Origin of the sequence: Paenibacillus sp. IITD108 (genome assembly GCF_036541265.1) — a bacterium.
In the GTDB taxonomy this organism is placed as follows: Bacteria; Bacillota; Bacilli; order Paenibacillales; family Paenibacillaceae; genus Pristimantibacillus.
Map to the genome: position 1 here is coordinate 20,877 of NZ_JAZHCT010000054.1, position 12,845 is coordinate 33,721.

A 12,845-nucleotide genomic window follows, 5' to 3' on the forward strand; every position below is an offset into this window, starting at 1 on the left:
TATATACTGTATTTCCGCTTTTACCAATACTGAATATTCTAGCACATATTGAGCAGAAACCAAATAAAAGTCCAGGTAGTTTAGCGCAGCAAAAAACGATTTCATTTTCGGTAAGCCAAATTATAGAAATTAAAAGCAAATAGACTTGCCCTCTTTTGATGAGGTCAAGTCTATTTCATACGGTTTAGCCGTTCGAGCCGGCGGACAGCGACAGCTTGCGCTGGCGCAGCTTTCTCATTACAACGCCATGAGAAGGCGAGAATAATAAAGCAAGCACGAAAATAATGCCTGCGGCGCAAACCATGCAGCCTGCAATAGATGCATCCAGCACTATCGCCGCCGCGTAGCCTAAGCAAGTGCTTGCTATTCCTGCCGCTACGCTCAGCACGATCATCATCCCCAGCCGATCCGTTAGAAGATAGGCCGTAGATGCTGGCACGATAAGCATGCCGACAACAAGGATGGCGCCTACGCTCTCGAACGAGCTGACTGTTGCCATCGATACAAGCCCCATGAGCAAGTAGTGAAAAAACGCTATAGGGATGCCCAGGGCCGCTGCCAATGCCGGATCGAAGGAGCATAGCTTGAACTGCTTATAAAACACTCCAATAACGATAGCTATAACAACAAATGTAAAGCCAAGCAGCCATATCGCCTGCGGTCCTAAATCTACGCCGCCGACTACTAGCGTGTTCCAATGCACAAAGGCAATTTCCCCATACAAGATTGCATCCTGATCCAAATGCACCTGTCTTGCAAACAGGCTGACCAGTACGACCCCTATTGCGAATAGAGCAGTAAAGACTACGCCAATCGAAGCATCCTCCTGAATGCCGCTGCGCTGGAACATCTGAATTAAAAAGGTCGTAATAAGCCCAAACAGCAAAGCGGCGATCATCATCATAAAGGAGTCCCGCGAGCCGCTAATGAGAAAGGCGATTACGATGCCGGGCATAACGGAGTGGCTGATGGCATCACCGATCATAGCCATTTTGCGCAGAACAAGAAATACGCCGAGAACTCCGCAGCATGCCGCTACGAGAGAGCCTGTCAGCAAAATCCAAAAGTGACTCATAAAATCGCCCCCTCATCTACGTGATCCGCTTTTCCAAACTGCTCTTGCCCATACTTTTTCTTTACGTTCCGCTGCAGCAAATGCTTGGCGAGCAAGCCCTTTTGCGGCCCAAGCAGCACAGAGATGATAAAAATCAAAGTAGCAGCAAGCACGGTGACAGGACCTGTCGGCAAGTTCGAGACAGAAGCACTGATAATCGTCCCCAGCCCTCCGCTTGCTGCGCCGATCAAGCTGGATAAGACGACCATAGCTCCCAGCTTATTCGTCCAGTATCTTGCTGATACTGCTGGGGTTATAAGCAATGCGGCAACAAGCACAACGCCAACAGCTTGAATGCCTGCCACTACGGCAATGACAACGAGCAGCATCATAAGCTGCTCCAGAAAAGCTACCGGATAGCCAAGCCCGCGTGCGAAGCCAGGGTCGAACGAAATCAGCTTGAATTGTTTGAAAAGCAGCATGCAAATAATGACAAGTCCAGTACTCACCGCAGCCATCGTCAGCACATCTGATCTGACCATCGAGGCGGCCTGCCCGAACATAAATTTATTAAGACCTGCTTGATTCCCGTAATCGCCATGCTGAATAATAGTCAGCAGCACGATGCCGAGCCCAAAGAAGGTCGAAAGCACAATGCCAAGCGCTGCATCCTGCTTTAATCGGGAATGGCGTGTAATATAGCCGATGCCGAACGTTGCTAGAAGGCCGGCAGCTGCTGCGCCAAGTAAAAATAATAAGATCGATTTTACGCCGGATAGCATAAATGCGATGCAAATGCCCGGCAATGCAGCATGCGCCAGCGTATCGCCTACCAGGCTTTGCTTGCGCAAATAGGTAAAGCAGCCAATTAATCCGCTGCCCAGTCCGAGCAAAGAGCAGCCAAGAAATATCCACTGCATATTGGGATCTTTAACCATAGAAAGTATTGTCGCAAACATAATGGCCTACCCCTTTCTAGAGACAGCCGCTATTGCCGCAGTTTGTTCCAAATTTTGATCCAGCAATGTCAATCTTCCGCCGTAAGTGCGCTGAAGCTGCTTTGGCGTAAAGGTTGTTTCTGTTGGACCATAGGCCTGCAATTCAATATTCAGCAGCAGCACTGAATCAAAATATTGCTTGACGGTCGAAAGATCATGATGCACGACGATAACTGTTTTGCCTTGTTTTTTCAAATCCTGCAGCAAGGTAATGATCGCTTTTTCAGTAGCTGCATCAACACCGACAAACGGTTCATCCATAAAGTACAGCTGGGCATTTTGGGCTAGCGCTCTTGCAAGAAAGACACGCTGCTGCTGTCCGCCTGACAACTGGCTGATCTGTCTGTCCGCATAATCGGACATGCCTACCTTCTGCAGACATTCCATTGCAAACTTGCGTTCCTTGGAGCCTGGCCGCTTGAACCATCCCAGCTTGCCGTAAGTCCCCATCATCACAACGTCAAGCGCGTTCGTCGGGAAATCCCAGTCAACAGATTCGCGCTGCGGCACATAGCCGATCAGCTGGCGCTGCTCCTTATAGCTTTTTCCATATACGAGAACTTCGCCGCTGATGCTTGGAATAAGCCCCAAAGCGGCCTTGATCATCGTCGATTTTCCCGCTCCATTAGGCCCTATAACCCCAATCAGCTCGCCTTCATTAACCTCAAAGGTAACCCCCTTGAGCACAGGCTTCTTCTGATAAGCAACACTTAAATTTGTAATCGAGAGCGGTTTGACGCTGCCGCCTCCGTTAGAATTGGAAGTCATTGATTTTTGTATGTTACTCATCCCAATCACTCGCTTTCTGGCACATTTTTTATTTAAGCGCCTCAACTAGCGTATCTATATTATGCTTCACCATACCAATGTAAGTGCCTTCTGGCGTACCTGCTTCCCCCATCGCGTCTGAAAACAGCTCGCCGCCGATTTTCACCTCGTGGCCTAAGCTTCTTGCGCCGTCAATAACAGATTCAATAGATTTGGGTGAAACACTGGATTCGATAAACACGGCTTTAATTTCATTCTCTACCAGGTAATCGCGTAATTTGCTCACATCCTTGGAGCCGTATTCTGACATCGTATTCATGCCCTGAAGCCCTGTTACAGTTAATCCGTAAGCTCTGCCAAAATAACCAAACGCATCGTGCGCAGTGACGAGGATACGACGCTTCTCCGGTATAAGCGCTATTTGTTCATGAGCATATAAATCCAACTCTTCAAGCTGCTTCAAATAGTGAAGCTTCCGCTCTTCATAATAGCTTTTATTCGCTTCATCCTTCTCAATAAGCGTTTGGCTTACCGTTTCTGCAGCTGCCATCCATAGCTTCACATCAAACCAGATGTGAGGATCGACGGCATCGCCGCCTTGCGCAGCATCAGCCATTAATTGTTCCTTTGTCAAATTAGCGGATACGGCGACCGTCGTTTTTTTCGATTCCAGCTTTTCAAATATTTCAGCCATCTTTCCCTCCAGATGGAGGCCGTTATAAAAAATAATATCGGCATTATCCAGCTTCCTTACGTCTCCGTGGGAAGCCTGGTACAAATGGGGATCGGTTCCTGGCCCCATAAGCCCAGTAACCACAACATGCTCGCCGCCAATCTCAGCTGCAAGATCAGCTATCATGCCGGTAGTAGCCGTAATTTTCAATTTCCCGTCCGCTGCTTGCTCTTGGCTGCATCCAGCCAATGCTAATATCCCTAAAACAGTAATTAATGCGATCAGCATTTTGTTTTTCATCATACGTTACCTCCGGTTCTGTCCATTCCTTCTAAATCACCATATTTTAAAAACTTTTATATTTATATTCCTGTTAAGGCCAACTTGCTCATAGCAATATTATTTTGACTTACGCCTCTTTTTTTATTATATACAAATAAGTTTCCTTAGTGCAACATTTATTTTCAAAAAAAAGCTGCATGGACAGCAATCGTCCATACAGCTTAGGCTGTTATCATTTACATTAGCTCATTAGCTTATTTATTCTTGTTCTTGCTGTACATCCTGTCCTTCAGGAGCTTTCCCGTACAGCTTTTCTGCAAGCGCCTTGTTCGGCGTGCCATTAAGCCCGATCTCAGCATCATAGGCATCGAAAATTTTACGGGCAATTGGCGCTGCGCCATAACCTCCGTATCCGCCGTCTGGTACGACGACAGCAACGGCTAGCTTTGGATTTTCAGCTGGAGCATAGGCGATAAACACCGCGTTATTCGCGCGTCTGCTCGCTACATCCTGCTCAGACGTACCGGTTTTGCGGCGGAAGCTGTGCTCGAAGCCTTCAAAGCCTTGCACGCTAACCTTGCTCATGCCTTCCTCGATTTCCTTCCAGTATTTTTCCTGAATATCTACCGTATTTAAAATTTCAGGCTCAAAGGATTGCAGAACTTTACCATCCACACTTTTAATCTCATTGACGAATTGCGGTTTCAGCCGCTTGCCGCGATTGGCAAGCATTGTCACATATTGCGCCAGCTGGAGCGTCGTGTAACGCCCCTGTTGACCAAAAGAAGCAAATATAAGTGCGGACTGCGCACTGCCTTTTTTCTCCTCTTCGAAATACTCGATAACGCCCGCTGATTCACCTGGCAACCCGCTGCCAGTTAAAACGCCAAGCCCGAACTGCTTCATGTAGTCATCCCATATTTCCACGCTCGTCTTACCGTCCTTCGAGCCGCGCATATATAAGGCGTTGCCGATCTTTTCCGCCATAAACGTATTGGAGGAAAATTGAATAGCTGCAGCAGCATCGATTCTTCCGTTTGCCTTGAACTGCGAGTTATTAATAAATCGCTTGTGGCCCTCGCGGCCAAACCCAAACGAAGAGGTATCCGTGTACTTGTAATCTGTAGTAAACAATCCTTCATTCAAGCCGATCAATACCGACAGCGGCTTCAAGGTCGAACCTGGAGGAAGGATGGAAGATGGATGCTTTTTGCGCTCCTCATCCGATTCATAATTACCAAAAACCGTTCGAATTGTACCGTTGGAAAGTACATTACCGAAGTTATCATAGTCTTCCGGACTAATTCTGCCCCCCGCCCAGATATTGGGATTGTAGTCAGGCATGCTTGCCATCGTTACGACCTTGCCAGTGTCAACCTCCATCGCCACAGCAAAGCCGGTTTGCGCATATTTGGCGCTTTCGAATCTGTTCGTCGAATTACGGATCACTTCCAAATGATTCATAATCGCTTCTTCGGTTTGCAATTGCACATTTTTATTAATGGTCAAATACAAATCGGCACCCTTCTCGGGCGGAGTAAAGGTCATCGGGCCGATAATTTGCGCCTGATTGTTCACCGGATAGGATTTCAGGCCATTTTTACCGCGCAATACATCCTGGTACATAAACTCCAGACCGTCCAGACCTACCTCTTCTTCCTCCAAATACATGAGAGTCGGGTCTTTTTCACTGCGCTTCTCATTATAAAATTTCACATCCTCACGGACGCCCTTATACTTTTTCAAATAACCGACCAACTGGACAGCTATCGTATTCTCGTCATAATTCCTTACGCTTTCCTCCATAATTTCTACGCCTTTAAAATCAGAACGGTTTTCCATGAAGTACGCAATCTCTTCTTTGGTGAGGCCGGACTTGATTCTGCGCGGAGTCGAAATATTGTTGCGGCGGAATTCGAGATCCATTTGGCGAATAATATCTTCCTCAGTCATCTCATTTTCAGGATCGCCGTATTTGGCAAACACCTCAGCCAGCTTCACAGCCTCCTCCTTCGCCAGCTCTAACGATTTGGCGCGCTTGGATGCCGGTTGAATGCTGTAATAAAGCGACTGTGTCGAGGTAGAATATGCGATGGGGTAACCAGTTGAATCATATATATTGCCCCTGATCGGGGCGATCTTGTCATAGCGGGTGCTTTTCTTTATGCCTTCCGCGCTTAGCTTGGGACCTTCTACAAACTGCAATACAGCAAGCCTTACAATCAGCAGACTAAAGAGCGCAAAAATAATAAAAAAGAAAAAATTAAGCCTGAACGAAAAATTGCGCCTGTTGTCAAGCTGACGCTTCTGTGCATCATCCTGCATTTTATTCACTCCTATCTTGCCAGCAGGCTGCACAGCAGCAAGTTATCCGTTCTGCTTAGCCTGCTCTATAAACGTTTTGATCGTGCTGTCCACTTCGAATTTGCCCAGCTCAACCCCTTGAAAGGAAAGAGCTACTTCATTGCTGCCAAGCTTGCCGCTCAGCTCTAGCAAGGAGGTAGATACGACAAAAGAGCCGTCTGCCTTTGCTTCATACTTCGCATCCTTGGCGCTCGTTACCATAGCCTGCAGCGCTTCCTGCTTAACGCTGCTCGTCACTTTGCTTCCAAGCTCCTTCACATCATCAAGCGAATAGCCGCTATAAATAACAAGCCCCGCTACAATTACGATCACAAGCAGCCATTTCACTACGGTCTTAACAATTTTGATAATTAAAAACAATACTACGAGTGCAATTGCAATAATAATCCATTTCTCTTTAAAAAATGCTGTCCACGTATCCCAATCATACGAAGAAAAATCTAAAAACTCCATTCCTATCCCCTCCATTATAACTTCTCCCAGAGCTTAACACAAAATATTATAGCTTACACATTATTCGCCGTAAACGACTGATCCCCTTCTCAAACAGACATATCCTGTCCATCTTTCACGTACAAGTAGATATGAGTGTTTTTTAAGGAGGCATAGCGTAGTGAGAAATGCTTTTTGGCTGTATTTATTTCTTTTCGTCGCTTTCTTTGATTTGCACGCGCAATATCCGATCCTGACTCCATTTGCTATTTCTATCGGGGCTGCTCCTTCCTTTATTGGCCTGATGATGGGCATGTACTCGATCACTCATTTGCCTGGCAATATTATTGCAGGCATCAGCGTCGATCGAATCGGAAGCAAGCTGTTCATTATCGGCAGCCTGCTCGGAGCAGGCATTATATTGCTAGTGCAATCATATGTAACGGATCCATGGCAATTATTGGTGCTGCGCTCCATAAGCGGATTTGTGCTGGCCTTTCTTTCGCCCGCATGCATGGCGCTGCTCGCCCGCATGTCCAGCGACTTGAAGGAACAGGGCAAGCTGATGGCGGGCAATGGCCTGGTGCACACGATAGCTGCAGTTGCCTCTCCGGCGGCAGGCGCCTATTTGGTAGCCAAGATAGGCTTTACGACTGCCTTCAGCTTGCTGGGCTGGATTCTAGTGGCCACCTCTTTGCTGGCTGTATTTTTTATTAAGGATATTAAGGTTCCCGCAAACGCGCCTGCTTCTCATGCAAATGCAACAGCCGCGACTGCCTTGTCTCCGCCTGCAAGCGTTCCTTGGCTCATTTATTTGCTTCCGGTTGCTTTGAGCTGCGCGCAAGGCATTCTATCCTTTGAGATCCCGCTGCTGGCAAAAACTACGGAAGCGATGATGACAACGGGACTTCTATTCTCTGTCATCAGCATAGGTGCTCTAGTAACACTGAGCATGATGTTTCTTAATAATCTGTCTGCGTTTAACCGTACGCTGTGGGGATCTTTTGCGCTTGCGCTTGTCTATTTTGCAATCGCATCGGACTTCCCTCTGCCGTTAATGGTGCTGTTATTTATTATCGGTATGGCCAAGGGTGTTACATTGCCTGCATTATCTACTTTATTAATCGATTTAAGCGGCGGAGCAAGGTATGGCAGAACCTTTTCAATTCTATCCATCGCCACCTCAATCGGCGCATTTATCGGACCTGTTGCCGCCGGCCAGCTTAGAAGCGTTGTCTCGCCTTATTATTTAGCCTTTTTATTGTTAATGATCGCTATTACAATTTTGCCGATCATTCATTGGCGGCACGCTGCAGCCAAAACACAGCTAACATGAAGAACTGAGCAGGCTCCCTCAAATTTGCCCAGGCAGCAAGGATACACTTATAATGAATGCTAACTGCTTATAAGTGGAATACTTTCATAATTCGAGGTGAACCTGCTATGGATTACGCTATTATCGTAGAAGGTAAAAATGATAAAAGCAAATTGAAGAGGCTGCTTCAGGAGGATGTGCATATTTATTGCACCTTTGGAACACCGAGCACCGAGCGGCTGGAATGGCTTCGCCATCATGTGCATGCCAGCCATGTCTATATATTTACCGACAATGACTCTTCCGGAAAAAAAATTCGCCGCTTATTAAGCGACGTTTTTCAGGATGCGGAGCAAATCTACACTCGTCGCGGCTACCCAGGCGTAGAGCATACACCGCTGGAATATTTAATTGCGCAATTAGAAAAAGCGGGCCTCGAGGCATTCATTCGCTACGAAGCACTCGATCCCGCTATTTGGAAAAAGGATGAATTTTAAATTATAGCAAGCTTTTAATATCTTTTACGATATCGTCAGCAGTCAATTCCTCATCACTGCCGTTGAACCATTTGCGAATCTGATTATTCTGATCAACAAGTATAATGAAATTATAGTGAGCAAAGGTGTTCTGCTCCTCGATCTTCATGACGCCGACACCATACTCCTCAGCCAGCTTGATCGTCGGCTCTTCCTCGCCGCGCAAAAAATGCCAGCCATCAAATTTAGCGAAATTACGTTCAGCAAAGCTTCGAATAACGTCCGGTGTATCCCGCTCCGGATCAAAAGTAATGGAAATAAACTCTACCTCAGACCCCATCTTCTTATCCGCTATTAGCTTTTCCTGGGCCTCGGACAATAAAAACGTTGTCGGCGGGCATACATCAGGACAATTTGCGAAGTAGAAATAAACGATCCTTGCTTTTCCCGCTGTATTGTCCAGCGAAACGACATTGCCATCAATATCCTCCATCTCGAACGCCGGCGCTGCCTTTTCAATTGGCAGCGGCTCAGATGGACTCCATACATAGGAATAAAATAGATATGCGCCTAATGCCAGAACTAATGCGATGACAGCAATTTTGAAACTATGCTGCTTGATAAAACTCACAGCGCTCACCTCTCCTTTTTATTATGATTGTGGCAATGTATTAGCAATCATTGCAATAAATACAATCATCAAATAATTAATTGAAATAATAAAATTGATTTTTGCCCATTTGTCCGTTTCTTTCGTATCGGTAATTTTCAAGCCCATCAGCGTATGAATGAGCCATGCCACTGTAAACAGCAATGCAATAATTAAGAAATAAATTCCAGCATAATCATACACATAAATTAAAATTACAGTAGGCAGCAGCAGAAAAATATAAGGAATCATCTGCAGCTTTGTACGTTTGATCCCTTTTACAACAGGCAGCAATGGAAAACCCGCCGTACGGTATTCTTCCACTCTGCGAATAGCAAGCGACCAGAAATGTGCAGGCTGCCACAAAAATAAAAAGGCAAATAGCAACCACGCGCCAATATCAACCGTGCCGACAACGGCACAATACCCGATAACTGGCGGCATAGCACCGGATATGCCTCCTACTGAGGTGCTCCATGTTGAGGTGCGCTTTAGCCATATCGTATAAATGACAATATAAGCGAGCCAGCCGATCAATCCTAGAATGCCTGTAATCGTATTTACAAGCAAAAACAAGATGGCAATCCCCGTAATCCCCAAAATGAGACCGTATGCCAGAACAGAGGCCGGCTTCATTCTTCCCATCGGCAGTGTACGATTTTTGGTACGCTCCATTCTAAGATCAAGCTCTCTATCCCAATAGTTATTCACAACTGTGGCAGAAGCCATCGTTAACGTTGAACCAATGAGCATCCAAATCATAAGCATAATATCTATTTGCCATTTGGAAGCAACCCAAAAGCCGCCCAGAGCAGCAAACATATTCAATCGCAGCAATCGTGGTTTTGTTAATGAAATCAAGTCCTTAAGCACGAAGCGAGCCTCCCAAATTCATTCGAAAAGACGTAAGCACTTCCGTCCAAAGGACGGCGATACTGTTTATCCTTGTCACGTCCATCTTTCTATACAGCCGTCATTAATCATACCTAAAAAACATGTCAAAGACAATGTTCTTGGGCTTTGTTCATGATTTCGACACGCAATTACTTCCTTAAATTTGTCACCAATTTGTTAACTTATCAATAAACTGGTTCTATAGCCCATAGAAAGGAAGAAGCAGCTTGGGTGTAATTAAAACAAATTCAGAAAATACAAGAATGCTTGCACGCTTGATGCGGGCAGAAGCTGAAGGCGAAGGGGAGCTGGGCATGCTTATGGTTGGCAACGTAGGTGTCAACCGGATACGCGGCAATTGCCTGGACTTCAAAAATATTCGCTCGATCCCGGATATGGTTTATCAAAGCCCAGGTGGATTTGAAGCCATACAAAAAAGCTATTTTTATCAGAGAGCTCGCGACAAGGATGTACGTCTTGCAGAACGTGTCATAAACGGGGAAAGACAGCATCCAGCATCTAACGCGCTTTGGTTTTTCAGGCCTTCCGGCAACTGTCCGGCAACCTGGTGGGATCAGACCCATAGCGGGCGATTCAAAAGCCATTGCTTCTACATTCCAACACAAGGAGATTGTCCAAACGTATACTAGCTTCCGGGTTATTCAAAACTGTGCCGTCTCTAACTAGGGGACGGACAGTTTCTTATTGACAATTTTTATTTGAGTAGAAAGGTTGGGATTATTATGTTTAACCCTTATTTTTACGGCAACGGAGGAGGAGGCTGCGGGCATAATTCTTTCTTTGCAAGCAGGGCAGGAGTTACTCCATACTATCAAGGCGTACCGATGCAAATGCCAATGCAAATGCAAATGCCGGTTATGCCGCCTGCCGTACCAAGCGGCTCCGTCATAACTCCGCAAGGCGGAACGATGACGCCGCCCGCTACCGAAGAATCATATGTAGAAAATATACTGCGGTTGAATCGCGGAAAAGCTGCTACGTTTTATATGACATACGAAAATAACAGCGAGTGGAATGCCAAAATATTCAAAGGGATTATTGAAGCGGCAGGCCGGGATCATATCGTAATAAGCGATCCTTCAACAGGCATGAGATTTTTGCTTCTAATGCTGAACCTTGATTATGTAACTTTCGATGAGCCTATTCAATACGCCTACCCATTCCAAGGACAAATTGTAACTCCAGAAACTTAATTTATAACGGCTTAAACGTCCACACATGCAGCTTGGATCGGCCGCCAACGATCCATTCTGATATAGGAGACCATGAGGAACGCTCGCTGAGTCGTTCTTCTTTTGTTTGTTCGGCTTGTTCAAGTGAGGCACAGCTCCAAACCTCTACAAATAATAACGGCTGATCGGTTCCCTCATATAAATTCACTTTACTGTATTGCTTTTTCAATTGTTCAGTAAGCTTTATATACGCCTCAGCATATTCGGGTGCAATTTTGTATTCAGCAAAACAAATAAACAAAGCCAACATCCTTTCCTTCTTATAATTTCATGTTATTTTGAAAATACTACGCATGAAGCTTCGAACGCTGACTTCAACTTAATACGCACTGACTTCAACCTAATAAACGCTTACTTCAACCTAATAAACACTTACTTCAACCTAATAACCATTCTTTTTGAGCACAATTGTCCGTTATTAATTGTAAAAAGGAGGAGCATACTTGGACACAGGAACACATTTAGTAATGGGTATCGGACTTGCTGGCCTTGCGATGGCTGATCCTGTCGTCGCTTCAGATTTACCCTTGCAGCAAGCTGTTATCATTGGCACAATAGTCGGCTCGCAAGCGCCTGATCTGGATGGATTGCTCAGATTAAAAAGCAATGAGCTCTATATCCGCAATCATCGCGGAATTACTCACTCCTTGCCTGCCATCATCATATGGACAGCAGTGATTACCGTTATTCTGCAGCTTTTTTTCAAGGGCAGCCTGCCATGGGGACATCTTGGAGGATGGGTATTGCTAGCTGTAGTATTGCATGTTTTCACTGATTTGTTCAATGCTTACGGCACGCAAGCGATGAGACCCTTCTCAAGCAAATGGATTTCATGGAATATTATCCATATTTTCGATCCGTTTTTATTCGGTTCACATATTGTTGCTATTTTTTTGTGGGCTGCTCACCTTGCGCGTCCTGAGCAAATTTTCCCGCCGCTCTATCTTATGCTCATGGTATACTTCGCATGGCGAACCTATGCATCAAGGCGAGTATTACAGCAGCTTCCCAAATGGGATGCGGAGCAGCAGGAAGGCGAAAAATACTATGCCATTCCTACTGTATTGCTGTCCAATTGGAACATTGTGAAGCACTGCTCGGATGGGAGCTATCGAATCGGCGAGTTAAAAGGCAAAAGGCTTAGATGGGTTGACCAGGTTTCTTGCTCCAATCATCCTGCTGTCGAAGTATCAAAAAGCTCTCCTGTTATCCGTTCCTTTCTATACTTTACCAGCTTTGCGTGCGCAGACGTTATTGAACACAGCTGGGGCAACGAGGTACGCTGGAGTGATATTAGATATCGTCATCGCAAGCAATATCCGTTCGTCGCTGTTGTGCTGCTGGACGAGCAGAATAAAACCGTCGGCTCATATGTGGGCTGGCTTAGCGATGAAAGGCTGATAAAACGATTAAAGATAGATACGTATTAAAAAGATACGTACTAAACTGTGCCGCCGCTTTCCAAAGAGAGAGGTTGTTTAGTGTGATCCGCTTGAACGTTTGCATCCGCGCAAAAGTACGCTCATAAGTATACACACTTAGGCAGTCGGGCCAGTTTATCCTTATGTAGGTCCGCCCAAAGGATGGATCGATTTGGACACACGTTCCGTTATTTGCCTAGAAATCATCATTTTTTTAATTACGCGGACACACATTCCGCTATCAGGCTCTGAATGGGGCTTTTCCC

At 45.8% G+C, this 12,845-nt stretch carries 14 protein-coding genes; 5 read left to right on the forward strand and 9 right to left on the reverse strand.

Annotated features, from left to right (window positions below; all coding sequences use genetic code 11):
* Window positions 1-184: 184 nt before the first annotated feature.
* The 6 genes from V1L65_RS27285 to V1L65_RS27310 form a co-directional block, all read right to left on the reverse strand.
* Window positions 185-1,075 (reverse strand): metal ABC transporter permease, encoded by an 891-nt coding sequence (locus V1L65_RS27285; RefSeq protein WP_331702480.1) that lies wholly within the window; start codon window positions 1,073-1,075, stop codon window positions 185-187.
* Window positions 1,072-2,013 carry a metal ABC transporter permease gene (locus V1L65_RS27290; RefSeq protein WP_331702481.1) on the reverse strand — a complete coding sequence of 314 codons (942 nt, stop codon included), beginning with the start codon at window positions 2,011-2,013 and terminating at the stop codon, window positions 1,072-1,074. The genes V1L65_RS27285 and V1L65_RS27290 overlap by 4 nt, the downstream gene beginning before the upstream one ends.
* Before the next feature lie 6 nt (window positions 2,014-2,019).
* Window positions 2,020-2,841 carry a metal ABC transporter ATP-binding protein gene (locus V1L65_RS27295; protein WP_331702482.1) on the reverse strand — a complete coding sequence of 274 codons (822 nt, stop codon included), beginning with the start codon at window positions 2,839-2,841 and terminating at the stop codon, window positions 2,020-2,022.
* A 28-nt stretch (window positions 2,842-2,869) separates the two neighbouring features.
* A complete protein-coding gene (locus V1L65_RS27300; protein ID WP_331702483.1) occupies window positions 2,870-3,796 on the reverse strand; it encodes a metal ABC transporter solute-binding protein, Zn/Mn family in 927 nt (308 codons plus the stop codon).
* A gap of 237 nt (window positions 3,797-4,033) precedes the next feature.
* The gene (locus V1L65_RS27305; protein WP_331702484.1) at window positions 4,034-6,100 is read right to left on the reverse strand and encodes a peptidoglycan D,D-transpeptidase FtsI family protein; all 2,067 of its coding nucleotides are present in this window, start codon (window positions 6,098-6,100) and stop codon (window positions 4,034-4,036) included.
* Between the two features lie 42 nt (window positions 6,101-6,142).
* Entirely contained in the window at window positions 6,143-6,607 is a 465-nt protein-coding gene (locus tag V1L65_RS27310; RefSeq protein WP_331702485.1) for a hypothetical protein, read from the reverse strand.
* 145 nt (window positions 6,608-6,752) lie between these two features.
* Between V1L65_RS27310 and V1L65_RS27315 the strand changes: the two genes are divergently transcribed.
* Together V1L65_RS27315 and V1L65_RS27320 are read left to right on the forward strand one after the other, a co-directional pair.
* Window positions 6,753-7,907, forward strand: coding sequence for an MFS transporter (locus V1L65_RS27315; RefSeq protein WP_331702487.1), 1,155 nt, complete (start codon window positions 6,753-6,755; stop codon window positions 7,905-7,907).
* A gap of 107 nt (window positions 7,908-8,014) precedes the next feature.
* Window positions 8,015-8,383 (forward strand): toprim domain-containing protein, encoded by a 369-nt coding sequence (locus V1L65_RS27320; protein ID WP_331702488.1) that lies wholly within the window; start codon window positions 8,015-8,017, stop codon window positions 8,381-8,383.
* Between the two features lies 1 nt (window position 8,384).
* Here the strand turns inward: V1L65_RS27320 and V1L65_RS27325 are convergent, their stop codons facing one another.
* Window positions 8,385-8,993, reverse strand: a complete 609-nt coding sequence (locus V1L65_RS27325; RefSeq protein WP_331702490.1) for an SCO family protein — start codon at window positions 8,991-8,993, stop codon at window positions 8,385-8,387.
* A gap of 21 nt (window positions 8,994-9,014) precedes the next feature.
* On the reverse strand, window positions 9,015-9,884 hold the full coding sequence (gene cyoE / locus V1L65_RS27330) for a heme o synthase (RefSeq protein WP_331702491.1): 870 nt from the start codon (window positions 9,882-9,884) through the stop codon (window positions 9,015-9,017).
* A 248-nt stretch (window positions 9,885-10,132) separates the two neighbouring features.
* On the opposite strand from cyoE, the gene V1L65_RS27335 reads away from it, so the two are divergent.
* On the forward strand, window positions 10,133-10,555 hold the full coding sequence (locus V1L65_RS27335) for a cell wall hydrolase (protein ID WP_331702493.1): 423 nt from the start codon (window positions 10,133-10,135) through the stop codon (window positions 10,553-10,555).
* A 93-nt stretch (window positions 10,556-10,648) separates the two neighbouring features.
* Complete coding sequence (gene gerQ / locus V1L65_RS27340) at window positions 10,649-11,119, forward strand: spore coat protein GerQ (RefSeq protein WP_432502241.1); 471 nt, start codon at window positions 10,649-10,651, stop codon at window positions 11,117-11,119.
* A gap of 1 nt (window position 11,120) precedes the next feature.
* On the opposite strand, the gene V1L65_RS27345 is transcribed toward gerQ, so the two are convergent.
* A complete protein-coding gene (locus V1L65_RS27345; protein ID WP_331702494.1) occupies window positions 11,121-11,408 on the reverse strand; it encodes a hypothetical protein in 288 nt (95 codons plus the stop codon).
* 193 nt (window positions 11,409-11,601) lie between these two features.
* Here V1L65_RS27345 and V1L65_RS27350 point away from each other — a divergent pair, with 193 nt between their 5' ends.
* On the forward strand, window positions 11,602-12,588 hold the full coding sequence (locus V1L65_RS27350) for a metal-dependent hydrolase (protein ID WP_331702496.1): 987 nt from the start codon (window positions 11,602-11,604) through the stop codon (window positions 12,586-12,588).
* Window positions 12,589-12,845 lie beyond the last annotated feature (257 nt).

Coding starts and splice junctions, on each gene's coding strand:
- V1L65_RS27285 (WP_331702480.1), bottom strand. CDS start 1,075: ATGAGTCACTTTTGGATTTTGCTGACAGGCTCTCTCGTAGCGGCATGC.
- V1L65_RS27290 (WP_331702481.1), bottom strand. CDS start 2,013: ATGTTTGCGACAATACTTTCTATGGTTAAAGATCCCAATATGCAGTGG.
- V1L65_RS27295 (WP_331702482.1), bottom strand. CDS start 2,841: ATGAGTAACATACAAAAATCAATGACTTCCAATTCTAACGGAGGCGGC.
- V1L65_RS27300 (WP_331702483.1), bottom strand. CDS start 3,796: ATGATGAAAAACAAAATGCTGATCGCATTAATTACTGTTTTAGGGATA.
- V1L65_RS27305 (WP_331702484.1), bottom strand. CDS start 6,100: ATGCAGGATGATGCACAGAAGCGTCAGCTTGACAACAGGCGCAATTTT.
- V1L65_RS27310 (WP_331702485.1), bottom strand. CDS start 6,607: ATGGAGGGGATAGGAATGGAGTTTTTAGATTTTTCTTCGTATGATTGG.
- V1L65_RS27320 (WP_331702488.1), top strand. CDS start 8,015: ATGGATTACGCTATTATCGTAGAAGGTAAAAATGATAAAAGCAAATTG.
- gerQ (WP_432502241.1), top strand. CDS start 10,649: ATGTTTAACCCTTATTTTTACGGCAACGGAGGAGGAGGCTGCGGGCAT.
- V1L65_RS27345 (WP_331702494.1), bottom strand. CDS start 11,408: ATGTTGGCTTTGTTTATTTGTTTTGCTGAATACAAAATTGCACCCGAA.